Below are 14,077 nucleotides of genomic sequence, written 5' to 3' on the forward strand. Positions count from 1 at the left end.
TCGACAGGCCATGGCGGGTTGCGCTATCGCGCCCGCCATTGTTTTTACACCGGAACTCATCCGGTCCATTGGCAAGAAAGACCGATCCGATGCGCATCGACCTCATTCCCGTCGGCAAGAGCCCGCCCGATGACCTCAATGTCGTGATCGAGGTGCCGACCGGCGGCGAGCCTGTGAAGTACGAGTTCGACAAGGCGTCCGGCGCGCTGTTCGTCGACCGCATCCTGCACACGCCGATGCGCTATCCGGCCAATTACGGCTTCGTGCCGCACACCCTGTCGCCCGATGGCGATCCGCTCGACGCGCTGGTCGTGTCGCGCTCGCCCTTCATTCCGGGCTGCGTCGTCCGCGCGCGTCCGATCGCCGTCCTGAACCTGGAAGACGAAGCCGGCGGCGACGAGAAGCTGGTCTGCGTGCCGGTCGACTCGACCTTCCCTTACTATTCCAACGTCGGCGGCCGCGACGACCTGCCCGAGATCGTGTTCCAGCAGATCGAGCACTTCTTCACCCACTATAAGGATCTGGAGAAGAAGAAGTGGGTGCGTATCGGCACCTGGGGCGACCGCGACGAAGCCCGCCGCATCGTCACCGAGGCGATCGAGCGCTACGAGGACGCCAAGTCCAAGGGCGAAGAGCCGCACGACCACGACGTGCCCGGCCGCGCCTGAACCTTTCCGGTTCCGGTTTGAGGAACGCCTCGGTGCCCAGCGCGCCGGGGCGTTTTTGTTTCTACATTTCTTCTACTCCCCTCCCGCAGGCGGGAGGGGCTGGGGGAGGGTAATCCCGGAACCTGAGGAGAGGGCTTCCCTTGGCCTTCGACTACGCTCAGACCGAACGGAGCGGGGATATGCGGCGGCTAAGAAAATTGGTTCGCGCAGAGGTGGGGAGAAGGCGGGGGTGGCTCGCCTGCCGCTGACAGCATCCCTCCACCATTAGCCAAAGATAAAGGTGTGAGGCACGCCTCCCGGCCCAATATCTCTGCGCCCTCCGCGCCTCTGCGCGAACCCCATCCTACCGCCCCGCGAGCGCTTCCAAAGCCTCACCCGACACCCGCTGCACCGTCCACTCGTCCATCGCCTCAGCCCCCATCGCGCGATAGAATTCCACCGCAGGCGTGTTCCAGTCGAGCACCGACCATTCGAACCGCGCCCAGCCCCGATCCCGGGCGATCCCCGCCAGATGGATCAGCAGCGCCTTGCCGACGCCAGCCCCACGCGCGGCGGGCGTGACGTACAGGTCTTCCAGATACAGCCCCCGCCGCCCGGTCCAGGTCGAGAAATTGGCGAAGAACAGCGCAAAGCCGACCGCCTGCCCGTCCCGTTCGGCGATGACGGCCTCGGCCGCCGGGCGCGGGCCGAACAGCGCCTCGGCCAGCATCGGCTCGGTGGCGACGACCGCATCCGGTTCGCGCTCGAACGCCGCCAGTTCCCGGACGAAGCCCAATATGGTGGCGGTGTCGGCCGCTTCGGCCGGACGAAGGATGATGCTCATAAACCTGCCTCGCTCTGTGGTCCGGGCGCGACCGGCCGCCGCACGGCCACGACGCAGCCCGTAATAATCAGCACCGCCCCCGCCAGCGTGAATAGCGAGACATGCTCGCCGAACACCGCATAGCCCAGCCCCGCCGCCCAGACGAAGGCGGTATATTCCACCGGCGCCAGAACCTGCGCCTCGGCCCGCGCGTAGGCCCAGGCAAGCAGCAGCGCCGACAGGCTGCCCAGCAGGGCGGCGATCACGATGCTGGGCCATTGATGGGCAGCGGGCCAGCCGGAGGCGAAAGGCGCGGCGGGCGTCATCAGCACCGCGATGACCAGCATGGTGAACAGCGCGACCTCGGCGGGACCGGCCACCTGCGCCTGCCGCCGCAACAACACCAGGCTGACCGCATAGAGGATCGAGGCGACGAGGATCGCCAGCGACCCCAGCACGACCTGGGTGGATGCCTGCGCCTGAACCTCGCCGCCCGCGATCACCAGCACGCCCGCACCCGCGATCAGCGACCCCAGGATCGCGGCACGCCGGATCGTCTCGCCCAGCGCGAAAGCCGCGAGGAAGAGCGCGATCAGCGGGGCGAGGAAGGTCAGCGCGATGCTCTGCGCCATCGGCACCCGCGCCAGCCCCCAGAAGAACAGCAGCACCGACGCGCCCCCGGTCGCCCCGCGCGCGATATGCAGCGTTAGCGCCTCCCGCCCCGGCCAGCGTCCGCCCTGAATCAGGAACAGCGCCCCGGTGATTGCCACCCCGACCCAGGACCGCCACAGCACCGCGCTATAGGCTCCGCTGTCGATCGACAGCCGCTTCATCAGCGTGTCCATGACCGAATAGATTGCGATACCCAGCGCAGCCGCGCCAAAGGCGATGACGGGAGAGGTGCGCGTGCTCATGCCGTGGCGATACCGGGGCAGCGGGGGAAAGGCGAGGCTGCTATTCCTCCCCTGTAAGGGGAGGTGGCAGCCCGAAGGGCTGACGGAGGGGTGTCACCCTATCGAGAGCGGGACACCCCTCCACCATGCTTCGCATGGTCCCCCTCCCCTTGCAGGGGAGGAATGAAAGAGACGGGATTAAACCCCACCCCGCATCCGTTGCCCTTGGGAACCGAACATCAAGGGACAAAGGGAATGAAGACGCTGATCGCCGCAACGGGTCTGACGATGCTGCTGGCCGCCCCTGCGGGCGCGCAGGTGACGGCCTCGGTCGGGGCGGACTATGCGTCGGGCAAATACGGCACCAGCCAGGAGGTGCGCAGCGCCAGTTCTACCTTCTCGCTGCGGGCGAAGCGCAAGCGAGTGACGGTCTTCGCCGCGCTGCCGGTGGTACAGGTCGATGCGCCGGGCAATGTCATCGCGCCGGGCGGGCCGCTGGGCCTGCCGATCTTCACCGATCCCACCCGCCCCGCAACGCGCGAGCGGCGCTCCGGGCTGGGCGATGCCGTGGTCGGCGCCTCGGTACAGGTCATCCCGCCGCGCCGCCATCATCTGGCCCTGGCGCTGACCGGCAGCGCCAAGCTGCCCACTGCCTCGGCTGAGCGCGGGCTGGGGACCGGCAAGGCGGATTATTCGGTGGTGGCGGAAGCCGCGGTGCCGGGCAAGGTCACGCCCTTCGCGGCGGTCGGCCACAGCTTCGTCGGCCAGCCCGATGGCTATCGTTTGCGCGACGTGACCAGCGCGCGCGGCGGCGTCGCGCTCGGGATCGGCAAGGCGAGCGAGGTTAGCGTCTCGTATAACTACGCCTCGCGGGTCAGCGACCAGGTCGCCGACCGGCAGGAGATCGGCGCAGGGCTGGACACCGCTTTGTCGCAGCGCCTGTCGCTGGGCGTGCAGGGCAGCGCCGGAGTGAGCAAGGGCGCGCCGGATGTCGGCGCGGGCGTGCGGCTGGGGTTGCGACTCTGATCGAGCTTTGGGAATCAGGTGCCGGGACGAGCCGGATCGGGGTCCGGCCCGTAATATTGGTAGCGATAGGCCTTGAGCGCCTTGGCCACGCAATCGACGCTCGGCGCGGCGCGGACATCGCTTTCCAGCGCCGCGTCGGCATAGCGGAACCGGACATAGGGCAAGCCGCTGCGCGCTTTTCCAAACTCGGTCGGCGTCACCCCGCACCGCGCGGCAAGGCGATGAAAGGCCCTTTTGCTCAACAGCGGCTTGCCAGGCGCCACCGTCGCGCAGCCCGCCAGCGATACCGCGCCCATCACGATCCACACAATCCGCCGCATATCGTCACCCCCTCGCCCGATCGGCCCGCCACCATGGCAGGATATGATCGCGAAGCAACGGCGCCAGCGTCATCGTCTCGGCCGTCGCGGCATCGACCCAGATCGCCTCCGCGATTTCGGCGGCGGCGACCGGGTGATGATCGCTATGCAGGTGGAAGACGGTCGCATCGACACTGTATCCCGGCTCGTTGGCCGCCGCCGCCGAGAACCGGTCGATCAGCCGCAGGTCGTCCACGTCGACACGCAGGCCGATTTCCTCGTCCAGTTCGCGGATCAACGCGGCGACGGGGTCCTCGCCGGGTTCGATCTTGCCACCCGCCTGCATGAAGCAGGATGTGCCCGCCTTACGCACCAGCAGCAATCGCCCCGCCCCGTCCTCGATCAGGGCGGCGGCGATACGTATGACGGCGGGCATTACTCCGCCGCGATCGCGGCCTTCGCCACGTCGGCGGCATCCAGCTCGGCGGCCTTGGCCTCGACCAGCTTGACGATATGCTCGACCATATCGGCATCCTCGACCGTGTGGTCGGTCAGACCCGACAGATAGACCATGTGCTTGCCGTTGCCGCCGCCGGTCACGCCGATATCGGTCTCGCGCGCTTCGCCGGGACCGTTGACGACGCAGCCCAGCACCGACAGCGACATGGGCGTGCGAATATGCTGGAGCCGTTCCTCCAGCACCTGCACGGTGCGGATCACGTCGAAGCCCTGCCGCGCGCAGGACGGGCAGGATACGACGCGCACGCCGCGATTGCGGATGCCCAGCGCCTTCAGGATCTCGAAGCCGACGCGCACCTCTTCCTCGGGCTCGGCCGAAAGCGAGACGCGGATCGTGTCGCCGATCCCGAACCACAACAGCGAGCCGATGCCGATCGAGGACTTGACCGTCCCGCCGATCAGCCCGCCCGCCTCGGTAATGCCCAGATGCAGCGGACAGTCGGTCGCCTCGGCCAGCCCCTGATAGGCGGCGACCGCCAGGAAGACGTCGGACGCCTTCACCGCGACCTTATATTCGTGGAAGTCGTGGTCCTGCAGCAGCTTGATATGATCGAGCGCCGATTCGACCAGCGCCTCGGGGCACGGCTCGCCATATTTTTCCAGCAGGTCCTTCTCGAGGCTACCGGCATTCACGCCGATGCGGATGGCGCAGCCATTGGCCTTGGCAGCGCGGACGACTTCGGCAACGCGCTCGGACGAGCCGATATTGCCCGGATTGATGCGCAGGCACGCCGCGCCCGCGTCGGCGGCTTCCAGCGCGCGCTTATAGTGGAAATGGATGTCCGCGACGATCGGCACCCGCGCCGCCTTGGTGATCTTGGCGAGGGCTGCGGTCGAATCGGTGTCGGGGCAGGAGACGCGGATGATGTCCGCGCCCGCCTCTTCGCAGCGCCGGATCTGGTTGATCGTGGCGACCGGATCGCTGGTCGGCGTGTTGGTCATGGTCTGCACGGTGACGGGGGCGTCGCCGCCCACGGGCACGTTGCCCACCATGATCTGACGGCTTTGGCGGCGGGCGATATCACGCCAGGGACGAATGGACATGGACCCCTATATACGCGCAGCGAGTTGCGGTTCAAAGTCAGTGCTGTACCAGACCCTCTAAATGACCGCCGCCGCCCCCATCCCCCGCCATTACGGCCTAGACTGGTTGCGGATCGGCGCCTTCGCGATCCTGATCCTCTATCATATCGGCATGGTCTTCGTGCCCTGGGGCTTTCACGTCCAGCTGGCGAGCCTGCCCTGGGTGGCGATCCCGATGCTGGCGAGCAATCCGTGGCGGCTGATGCTGCTGTTCGTCGTGTCGGGCTATGCCACGCGCGCGCTGGCGGTGCGGCATCCCAGCATCCTCAGCTTCGCGCGGGGGCGGAGCATCAGGCTTCTGGTGCCGCTGCTCTTCGGCGTCTGCGTGCTGGTGCCGCCGCAAATCTGGGCCGAGCTGGTCAGCAAATATGGCTATGCTGGATCCTACTGGACCTTCTGGATGCGGGACTGGCTGGGCTTTCGAGCGATCGGCGGCGTGGTGCCGACGCCCGCCTGGAATCACCTTTGGTTCGTCGGCTATCTCTGGGCCTATACCATGGCGGCCGCGGTGATGCTGGCGGTCGGCCATCGCTGGGTCGGGGCGGCACAAGCATGGTTCGACCGGGTGTTCGGCGGCTGGGGCGGCGCGGTGCTGCCGGTGGTCTGGCTGTTGCTGGTCGATATCCGCCTGTTTCCGGGCCAGTCGGAGACGCATGGCCTGCTCGACGACTGGCTGGCCCATGCCATTTATTTCCCTGCGCTGCTGTTCGGTTTCGGCATGGCGGGGTCGGAGCGGGTGCTGGACAGTTTCCGGCGCGGCTGGCCGGTCGCCGCCGCCATCGCGGTCGCCAGCTACGGTGTGGCGGGCGGGCTGGAATGGCGCTGGCCGGGGCTGACGGGGGCGCCGCAGGGGCTGGGTATCGTCTTTGCGGGTGCGCGCGCGGTGCAGGGATGGATGGCGGTCGTCGCGCTGATCGGGGTGGCCGAGCGATTCTGGAACCGTGACCACCCGTGGCGACGGACGCTGACCGAAGCGGTCTTCCCCTTCTACCTGATCCACCAGACGATCATCATTCTGGTAGCCTTGGCCCTGCGCGGGCTGGGCTGGCCACTGTGGATGGATACGCTGATCCTGATCGCGGCGACGGTGGCGGGATGCTGGGCCTTTTATGGGATCGGTCGCAACGTCAGATGGCTACGGCCCCTCATAGGCTTGAGGCCGGGGGATGGCAGCAAGGCTGCGATCTGATAGGGGCGCGGGCGTTTCCCTGACAGTTTCGGAGTTTCGCCCATGTCCCCATCCTGGTCGCTGGTCATCCATGGCGGCGCGGGCCGGATCACCCGGGACGTGCTGACGCCCGAACAGGATGCGGGCGCCCGCGCCGGTCTCGACGCCGCGCTCAAGGCCGGGTCGGCGGTGCTGGCGGCGGGCGGCAGCGCGCTGGACGCGGTGGAGGCGGCGGTGCGCGTGCTGGAGGACGATCCGCATTTCAACGCCGGACGGGGTGCGTGCTTCACGCGCGAGGGGGCCAACGAACTCGACGCCGCGATCATGGACGGGCGCGACCGGCGGGCAGGCTCGGTCGCCGGGGTGACGCACACCCGCAACCCGGTGTCGCTCGCCCGCAAGGTGATGGAGGCCAGCCCGCATGTCCTTCTCGCCGGATCGGGCGCGGATCGCTTCTCTGTGGAACAGGGGCTGGAGCAGGTCTCCCCCAGCTGGTTCCACACCGACGAGCGGCGGCGGCAGCTCGACGAACTGCTCTCCCGCAATGCCGACGCCTTCGACAGCGACATGAAATACGGCACGGTCGGCGCGGTCGCCTGTGACGCGCACGGCCATGTCGCCGCCGCCACCTCGACCGGCGGCGTGACGGGCAAGCGCTGGGGGCGGATCGGCGATTCGCCGCTGGTGGGCGCGGGCACCTATGCCGACGACCGGGCCTGTGCGGTGTCCTGCACGGGCTCCGGCGAAGTCTTCATCCGCGTCGGCGTCGGCCATGAGATCGCCGCGCGCCGCCGCTTTACCGGCGAAGGCGTGCAGGCCGCCGCCGATTCCGTACTGGCCGAGGTCAAGGAACTGGGCGGCACCGGGGGCACGATCGTCGCCGCGCCTGATGGCACCATCGCCTGGAGCATGACGACGGCGGGCATGTATCGCGGCCGTGCGACGGCGTTCGGCGAACATCGGGTGGCGATCTACGCCGACGAGGGATAAAAGGCGGCCCATGAAGCACTTGCGTATCTTGTTCGGGATGCTGGCAGGCCTTTTGCTCGCCTCCCCCGCCGCCGCCTATTGGGAATATGGCCACGAAACCGTCGCGGCCATCGCCTGGGCCAATATCACCCCCCATGCCCGCGCGGAGATCCGCGAGATCCTGAAGGCGCAAGGCACGCTCGACACGCCGACCTGCCCGGTGCGGACGATCGAGGAGGCCAGCGTCTGGCCCGATTGCGTCAAGCCGCTGAAGGACGAAAACGGCAAGTCGCGCTTCGGCTATGCCTATGTCTGGCACTATCAGAATATCGACATCTGCCAGCCCTTCCGCCTGCCTCCGGCCTGCGATTCGGGCGACTGCGTCTCGGCGCAGATTCCACGTCAGCTCGCCATCCTGAAGGACAAGCGGGCGTCGCAGAAGGACCGGGTGATGGCGCTGGCCTTCCTCGTCCACTTCGTCGGCGACCTGCACCAGCCGCTCCATGCGGGCGACAAGAGCGACAAGGGCGGCAACGACACCCATGTCGATTACGGCGCCTATGCAACGCCGCGCCTGAACCTTCATTCGATCTGGGACGGCCTGCTGGCCGAGCGGGCGATCTCGACCCCGCCCAAGCTCGTCCGCGCCTATCCGGCGGCCGAGCGGCGGCGCGAATCGGCGGGTGACGTGATGGACTGGAGCCGCGAAAACTGGGCGATCGCCAAGCGCGCCTATGCCGCGGCGATGGGCGGCGATCCGTGCCAGCCGACGCCCGCGCATATGAAGATGGATGAAGCCGCGATCCGCGAAATGGCCCCGGTCGAGCGCGAACAGGTGAAGCGTGGCGGGCTGCGGCTCGCAAAGCTGCTGAACAGCGCGTTCCGGGCGTAACGCCACCGCCCGTTCGCGCTGAGCGAAGTCGAAGTGCACGCCTGGCGCTTTGCCGCACGCGAATCCCGTGGCCTTCGACTTCGCTCAGGCTGAACGGAGGTCAGGCATTCCTAATCAGCCAACGCAATCAGGCCCGGCCCTCTTCGTGAGGGCCGGGCCTTATCACATCAGCTCAACACCACCGTCACAGCGCGACGGTTCTCAGCATAGCTGGCTTCGTCCGAACCCAGCGCGATCGGGCGTTCCTTGCCGTAGCTGATGACGTTCATCCGCTCCGGCGAAACACCGCGCGCCGCCAGATAGTTCTTGGCGGCGTTGGCGCGACGATCACCCAGGGCAAGATTATATTCGCGGGTGCCGCGCTCGTCGCAATGCCCCTCGATGGTGATGCGGACATTGGGATAGCGTGCCAGCCACTGCGCCTGGCTGTCCAGGATCGCGCGCGACTGGGGATCGATGTCATATTGGTCGAGCCCGAAATGGATCGTGTTCGACGTCACCGAGCGCTTGAAGTCCGCATCCGAGCCGGGAACGATCGCGCCGTCCGGGTTGGTGTTCGCACCCGCATTGGGATCGACGCCATTGCCCTGGCTGACAGGTGCTGGCGGCAGCACTTCGGGGCGCTTCTTGGCGCAGCCCGCCATGGCGATCGCCATAGTGGCAACGACGAGCGTGGTCTTGATCTTGGTCATCGGACTCTCAACTCCCTACAGATTGGTAGAACCCCCGAAACAATTTACTGGCGCAGCGGCCCCCAGGCGGGGTCCGACCCGTCGAGCGGCGTCGGAATACGACGCTCGTTCACGCCCGTCAGGTCGACCATCCACACATCCGCCTTGCCCGACGACCCCTGCGTCGAGCGCTGGAAGGTGATGACGCGGCCATTGGGCGACCAGCTCGGCCCCTCGTCCTGCCAGCTGTTGGTCAGCAGCTTTTCGCCGCCGCCCGACGGGCTCATGATGCCGATACGGAACGCGCCGCCCAACTTGGTGAAGGCGATCAGGTCGCCGCGCGGGCTCCAGACCGGGGTCGCATAGCGCCCGCCGCCGAAGCTGATCCGCTGCTGATTCGATCCATCGGCGTTCATGACATAGATCTGCTGCCCGCCCGAGCGATCGCTCTCGAACACGATCTTCGATCCGTCTGGCGAATAGCTGCCGCCCGTATCGATGCCCGGCGAATTGGTCAGCCGCTGCGGCGAGCCGCCCTGCGACGACACGCGGTAGATGTCGGTATTGCCCGCCTGCGCCATGGAGAACAGGATCCAGCGGCCATCGGGCGAGAAACGCGGCGCGAAGGTCGTCGCGGCATTCTGCACCACCAGACGCTGACGCCCGGTGCCGATGTCATAGACATAGATGGCGGGCCGCTTGTCGATATAGGACATATAGACGATCGACTGCTGGTTCGGCGCGAAGCGCGGGGTCAGCACGATCGACTGGCCGTTGGTCAGGAAACGGTGGTTCGCGCCGTCTTGGTCCATGATCGCCAGCCGCTTGATGCGATGCGCCTTCGGCCCCGTTTCCGAGACATAGGTGATGCGGCTGTCGAAATACGGACCTTCGCCGGTCAGCTTGGTATAGATGGTGTCGGCGCATTTGTGTGCCGCGCGCCGCCAGTCGCCCGGCGTCACGACGAAGCCCTGCCGCGCCAGCTCGCTCTTGGCCAGCACGTCGTACAGATAGCATCCGACCGTCAGCGTGCCGTCGCCATTGGCGCGGACATATCCCTGGACCAGCGCCTGCGCGCCGGTGCCGTTCCAATAGTCGAAGGCGGGTGCGGTCACTTCCGGGAAGGACACGGTGCGCAGCTGCGCGGGCGGGATCGGCGTGAACAGCCCTGAATTGCGCAGGTCGTTAGCGATGATCTCGGACAGCTTCTGCCCCACCACATCGGTCGTGCCCGCCGGAGTCTGCACCACCGCGCTGGTCGGCATGGCGGGGATCGCGATCGGCATCGGCGCGGAGATACCGCCCTCGACATCGACGACCAGCCCTTCCTGACCATTGGCGGGCTGGGCGGCGGGCTGCTGCCCGGCGGCGGGGGCAGCCTGATCCTGGGTTGCGGGCGCGGGCACGTCCTGTGCGCCCACGGCGCTGGCGGCCAGCGCCAGGGTGAGCGGAAGAGTCAGCAGGGAACGGGGCATAAGCATCATCCTCAACCCGGAAGTTTGTAGCGCATGGTGAAATGGCTCCAGCCATTCGGCCCATCATAAGATTCGGTAGGCAAGCCACGCAGCGGCGCGCATTCCACCAGGGATGCGACCGCGTTTGCGTCGACCTGCGCGACATAGCGTTCATTGTCGGCGTTCACGCCGCCATGCCCGACGATATGCGGCGCTTCGGCCAGACCGCCGTCGCGGGCCAGATGCAATCGCATCATGACGGCGATGCGCTCGGCCCCCGGCCCCGGACTGGTCTGTCGATTGGCGCAGGGCTGGATGTCATGCAGGATCGTCTGCGCGACGTGGAGCATCTGCGAGACCTCGGCAGGGGACAGGCTTTGCGGCGCAGTCTGTGCCGCGACCGGCGCGACCGCTCCCGAACTCCCGATCGATACCAGACCGGCCATGCATATGTGCCGCATCATCTTCATCCCGGCAGCTTGTAGCGAAGCGTGATGTTCCGCCAGCCATTGGGAATGTCGTACAGCTCCTGCGGCAGGCCCCGCAGCGGCGAACAGCCCTTGAACGTCGCGATCGCCAGCGCGTCGACGCGGTCGACATAGCGATCGTTTTCCCCGTCCACGCCAGTATGGCCGACGACGCGCGGTTCGGAGGCCAGACTGCCGTCGCGGTTGATGTGCAGGTTGATCGCGACGCGGATCTTCTCCGCGCCCGGTCCCGGCGTCACCTGCCGATTGGCGCAGGGCTGGACCTGCCGCTGAATCGCCGAGGCGATATTGGCCAGCTGCTGCGCGCCCATCTTTGCTGCCGGGGCCGCTTCCGACTTGGAGGGCGATGGATCGGGCGACAGGCCCTTCAGGAAATTGTCGCCCAGGCGCGAACCGCGTGGCTTGGCCGTGGTCGCCGTCTGGCTCTGGCCGCTGCCCCGCGCCGGGGTGGCGGGTTTCGCGGTGGAGGGCTTGGCCGCCGGGCTCGGCTTGGCCGGAGCGGCGGGCGCGGGCTTGGCCTCGCGTACCGGCTTGGCCGGGGCGGGCTTGGCGGGCGCGGGTTTCGGCTTGGGCTGCGGCTGGGGCTTTTCCGCCGGTTTGGGCTGGGGCTTCGGCTGCGGCTTGGGTTCCGGGCGCGGCTGGGGCTTGGCCGGTTCGGGTTTCGGCTGGGGTTTGGGTTGTGGCTGAGGTTTCGGCTGCGGCGCCGGGGGCGGCGGGGCGGGCTGGGGCTCGGGTTCGGCCTCCACCGGCTCAGGCGGCGCGGCATCCTCGGGCAGCCCTTCCTCGGGCGCGATCGACTGGGCGGCCTGCTCGTTGGGGTTGGGCGACGCGGCTTCGAGCGCGACATCCTTGACCAGCGAGATGTCGATCGGCGTGACCTTCAGCTTCTCCGGGTTCGGCGTCGACAGAAAGCCGACCGACAACAGGCCGAACAGGACGATATGTCCTGCGACCGCGATCGCCAGTCCGGTCCGTTCCCCACGCTCCATCAGCGGGTGCCCGCCCCCTGTGACGGTCCGCCCTCAACGGTGACCAGCGACACGCGGTTCAGCCCGGCGCGGTTCAGCTCGCCCATCACGCGCATCACCCGGCCATAATCCAGAGCCCGGTCGGCGCGCAGATAGACTTGCGGCACCTGTCCGTCGGGGCCTTTGCGCGCGGCGATCGCGTCGAGCTTCGCGGGCAGGTCGCCTTCGGTGATCTCGTCGTCGTTCAGGAACATGCGCCCCTGTTCGTCGATCGCGATCTGTTCGGGCTTCTGCTCCTGGTCCAGCGCCTTGGCGCGGCTGTCGGGCAGGTTCACCGGCACGCCCGAGGTCAACAGCGGCGCCGTCACCATGAAGATGATCAGCAGCACCAGCATCACGTCGACCAAGGGAGTGACGTTAATGTCCGCCATCGGCGCGCGGCGGCCCCGGCCGGAGCGGGAGGGAAGGTTCATGGCCATGGCGGCGGTCCCTTAGCGCGCCGAGTCGAGCTGGCGGCTGAGCGTGGTGTGGAACCCGTCGGCGAAGCGGTTGAGCGACGCCTCCACCCGGTTCATGCCGTGGCTGAAGCGGTTGTACGCGATCACCGCCGGAATGGCGGCGAACAGGCCGATCGCGGTGGCGAACAGCGCCTCCGAAATGCCCGGCGCCACGACCGCCAGCGAGGTGTTCTGCGCCTGGGCGATGCCGGTGAAGCTGCGCATGATGCCCCAGACGGTGCCGAACAGCCCGACGAACGGCGCGACCGAGCCGACCGTCGCCAGCACGTTCAGCCGGTCCGACAGCTTGTCGATCTCGCCCGCCACGGCCGATCCCATCGCGGTGGCGAGGCGCTCGCGCGTGCCGTCGCGGTCGATATGCCCGCCTGCGGTCGAGCGGCGCCATTCCTGCACGCCCGCCGAAAAGACCCGCGCGGAGGGCAGTTCATTGTCCTGCTCCATCCGGTGAAAGGCGTCGATGTCCTCGGCCTTCCAGAAATCGCGCTCGAACCGGGTCATGCCCTTCTTCGTGCGCGCCAGCTTGCGCGAAAAGGCGACGATGATCGCCCAGGTCCAGATGCTGGCGAGCAGCAGGCCGATCATCACGAACTTCACCACCCAGTCGGCGTGGATGAACAGCGCGACGGGCGACAAACTGGCGGCATCCATGTTGAAGACGGGATTCATGGGTGTTGGGTGTCCCCTTGCCAGACAAGGCGTTGGTAGATGGCGATCCAGTCGGCGGGCTGCCGACGCGGGCGACCGTTCGGGCCGACCCACGCGACGGTCACGCGCGCGTCGGTCAGCTTGACCGCCCCGCACCTGACTGTCTGATGAATGACGACGCGAACCGCACTGACCTCGATCAGTCGGGATGTGACGACCAAGTCGTCGTCGAGCCGCGCGGAGGCGGCATAGCGGATGGCGATGTCGGTGACGGCATAGGCGCCCTGCCCCGCCTCATGCGCGGCGCGCTGATCGATCCCGGCCACGCGGAGCATGTCGGAACGGGCGCGCTCCATATAGCGCAGATAGTTGGCGTGATAGACCACGCCCGACAGGTCGGTATCCTCGAAATAGACGCGCACCGCGAAGCGATGCTCATGCCCCTCGAAGCGGCCGCCCTTCGGCTGGTCTTCTCCCGTCACCATCATGGTGGCTGCCCGTTAACCCATCCGTCCGGGGGAAGAAAGGCACTTGCGGCGCTGTTACCTACAGGTTACATGATACCTATAGGTTACAGGAGGTCGTGATGAATCTCGTGGAAAAGGCCGAAGCCAGAAGCCGTGACCGGGCGATCGTCTGTTATCTGACCGCTTTGATATTGCTGATGATGGCTATCGCCCGCATCCGGGTGTCCGACGGTTCATGGTTCGTCCTGGTCGGTGGCGCGGCCCTCAGCCTGACGAGCCTGCCCATCCGGCTTTTCGAATGGAGGAAGCTGGCTCCCCTGCTCGACGACGAGACGACCCGCGATCATCGACGGTCCAGCTTCACCGCCGGATTCTGGGTCATGCTGGCCACCGCCGCGCTCCTGGCCGGGCTGCCACGCTTCCCCTTGCTCGACGCCATCGCGACGGCCCGGATCGTCATCACCGCCGGCCTCGTGGCTGCATTGATCGCCTTCGCCACGCTGGAACTGCGCGCCAGCCGGTGAACCACACAAGATGAATAGGGGAG

Annotated in this window: 18 protein-coding genes; 6 read left to right on the forward strand and 12 right to left on the reverse strand. The window is 67.3% G+C overall.

Annotation, left to right across the window (positions count from 1 at the left end; genetic code table 11):
- Positions 1-89 precede the first annotated feature (89 nt).
- A complete protein-coding gene (gene ppa, locus KV697_RS11840; RefSeq protein ID WP_058745578.1) occupies positions 90-668 on the forward strand; it encodes an inorganic diphosphatase in 579 nt (192 codons plus the stop codon).
- Between the two features lie 343 nt (positions 669-1,011).
- On the opposite strand, the gene KV697_RS11845 is transcribed toward ppa, so the two are convergent.
- Both KV697_RS11845 and KV697_RS11850 read right to left on the reverse strand, forming a co-directional pair.
- Positions 1,012-1,491, reverse strand: a complete 480-nt coding sequence (locus tag KV697_RS11845; protein WP_219018360.1) for a GNAT family N-acetyltransferase — start codon at positions 1,489-1,491, stop codon at positions 1,012-1,014.
- Complete coding sequence (locus KV697_RS11850; RefSeq protein WP_219018361.1) at positions 1,488-2,384, reverse strand: DMT family transporter; 897 nt, start codon at positions 2,382-2,384, stop codon at positions 1,488-1,490. The genes KV697_RS11845 and KV697_RS11850 overlap by 4 nt, the downstream gene beginning before the upstream one ends.
- A gap of 234 nt (positions 2,385-2,618) precedes the next feature.
- Between KV697_RS11850 and KV697_RS11855 the strand changes: the two genes are divergently transcribed.
- On the forward strand, positions 2,619-3,389 hold the full coding sequence (locus tag KV697_RS11855; RefSeq protein ID WP_219018362.1) for a transporter: 771 nt from the start codon (positions 2,619-2,621) through the stop codon (positions 3,387-3,389).
- Positions 3,390-3,403: 14 nt separating this feature from the next.
- Here the strand turns inward: KV697_RS11855 and KV697_RS11860 are convergent, their stop codons facing one another.
- The 3 genes from KV697_RS11860 to ispG are packed head-to-tail and all read right to left on the reverse strand — an operon-like array spanning position 3,404 to position 5,251.
- Complete coding sequence (locus tag KV697_RS11860) at positions 3,404-3,709, reverse strand: hypothetical protein (RefSeq protein ID WP_219018363.1); 306 nt, start codon at positions 3,707-3,709, stop codon at positions 3,404-3,406.
- Positions 3,710-3,713: 4 nt separating this feature from the next.
- Positions 3,714-4,124: an NUDIX hydrolase gene (locus KV697_RS11865; RefSeq protein WP_219018364.1), complete on the reverse strand. Its 411-nt coding sequence runs from the start codon at positions 4,122-4,124 to the stop codon at positions 3,714-3,716.
- Positions 4,124-5,251 carry a flavodoxin-dependent (E)-4-hydroxy-3-methylbut-2-enyl-diphosphate synthase gene (gene ispG / locus KV697_RS11870; protein ID WP_219018365.1) on the reverse strand — a complete coding sequence of 376 codons (1,128 nt, stop codon included), beginning with the start codon at positions 5,249-5,251 and terminating at the stop codon, positions 4,124-4,126. Before ispG ends, KV697_RS11865 begins: the two co-directional genes overlap by 1 nt.
- A gap of 61 nt (positions 5,252-5,312) precedes the next feature.
- On the opposite strand from ispG, the gene KV697_RS11875 reads away from it, so the two are divergent.
- From KV697_RS11875 to KV697_RS11885, 3 genes are read left to right on the forward strand one after another with little or no spacing between them, the layout of a single operon-like run.
- Complete coding sequence (locus tag KV697_RS11875) at positions 5,313-6,479, forward strand: acyltransferase family protein (protein WP_219018366.1); 1,167 nt, start codon at positions 5,313-5,315, stop codon at positions 6,477-6,479.
- A gap of 42 nt (positions 6,480-6,521) precedes the next feature.
- The gene (locus KV697_RS11880) at positions 6,522-7,448 is read left to right on the forward strand and encodes an isoaspartyl peptidase/L-asparaginase family protein (protein ID WP_219018367.1); all 927 of its coding nucleotides are present in this window, start codon (positions 6,522-6,524) and stop codon (positions 7,446-7,448) included.
- A gap of 10 nt (positions 7,449-7,458) precedes the next feature.
- The gene (locus tag KV697_RS11885) at positions 7,459-8,319 is read left to right on the forward strand and encodes a S1/P1 nuclease (protein WP_219018368.1); all 861 of its coding nucleotides are present in this window, start codon (positions 7,459-7,461) and stop codon (positions 8,317-8,319) included.
- A 167-nt stretch (positions 8,320-8,486) separates the two neighbouring features.
- Here KV697_RS11885 and pal read toward each other — a convergent pair whose 3' ends face one another.
- Genes pal through KV697_RS11920 form a run of 7 tightly spaced genes read right to left on the reverse strand, consistent with a single transcriptional unit; the run spans position 8,487 to position 13,551 of the window.
- Complete coding sequence (pal, locus tag KV697_RS11890) at positions 8,487-9,011, reverse strand: peptidoglycan-associated lipoprotein Pal (RefSeq protein ID WP_219018369.1); 525 nt, start codon at positions 9,009-9,011, stop codon at positions 8,487-8,489.
- A 44-nt stretch (positions 9,012-9,055) separates the two neighbouring features.
- Complete coding sequence (gene tolB / locus KV697_RS11895) at positions 9,056-10,465, reverse strand: Tol-Pal system beta propeller repeat protein TolB (RefSeq protein WP_219018370.1); 1,410 nt, start codon at positions 10,463-10,465, stop codon at positions 9,056-9,058.
- Positions 10,466-10,476: 11 nt separating this feature from the next.
- Positions 10,477-10,890: a hypothetical protein gene (locus tag KV697_RS11900; protein WP_219018371.1), complete on the reverse strand. Its 414-nt coding sequence runs from the start codon at positions 10,888-10,890 to the stop codon at positions 10,477-10,479.
- Positions 10,891-10,910: 20 nt separating this feature from the next.
- On the reverse strand, positions 10,911-11,921 hold the full coding sequence (locus KV697_RS11905; RefSeq protein WP_219018372.1) for a cell envelope biogenesis protein TolA: 1,011 nt from the start codon (positions 11,919-11,921) through the stop codon (positions 10,911-10,913).
- The gene (gene tolR / locus KV697_RS11910) at positions 11,921-12,379 is read right to left on the reverse strand and encodes a protein TolR (RefSeq protein WP_219018373.1); all 459 of its coding nucleotides are present in this window, start codon (positions 12,377-12,379) and stop codon (positions 11,921-11,923) included. The genes KV697_RS11905 and tolR overlap by 1 nt, the downstream gene beginning before the upstream one ends.
- Before the next feature lie 12 nt (positions 12,380-12,391).
- Positions 12,392-13,084 carry a protein TolQ gene (gene tolQ / locus KV697_RS11915; protein WP_219018374.1) on the reverse strand — a complete coding sequence of 231 codons (693 nt, stop codon included), beginning with the start codon at positions 13,082-13,084 and terminating at the stop codon, positions 12,392-12,394.
- Positions 13,081-13,551 carry a YbgC/FadM family acyl-CoA thioesterase gene (locus tag KV697_RS11920; protein ID WP_219018375.1) on the reverse strand — a complete coding sequence of 157 codons (471 nt, stop codon included), beginning with the start codon at positions 13,549-13,551 and terminating at the stop codon, positions 13,081-13,083. The genes tolQ and KV697_RS11920 overlap by 4 nt, the downstream gene beginning before the upstream one ends.
- A gap of 98 nt (positions 13,552-13,649) precedes the next feature.
- On the opposite strand from KV697_RS11920, the gene KV697_RS11925 reads away from it, so the two are divergent.
- The gene (locus KV697_RS11925; protein WP_219018376.1) at positions 13,650-14,054 is read left to right on the forward strand and encodes a hypothetical protein; all 405 of its coding nucleotides are present in this window, start codon (positions 13,650-13,652) and stop codon (positions 14,052-14,054) included.
- The last annotated feature ends 23 nt before the right edge of the window (positions 14,055-14,077 follow it).

The organism is Sphingomonas sanguinis (assembly GCF_019297835.1).
In the GTDB taxonomy this organism is placed as follows: domain Bacteria; phylum Pseudomonadota; class Alphaproteobacteria; order Sphingomonadales; family Sphingomonadaceae; genus Sphingomonas; species Sphingomonas sanguinis_D.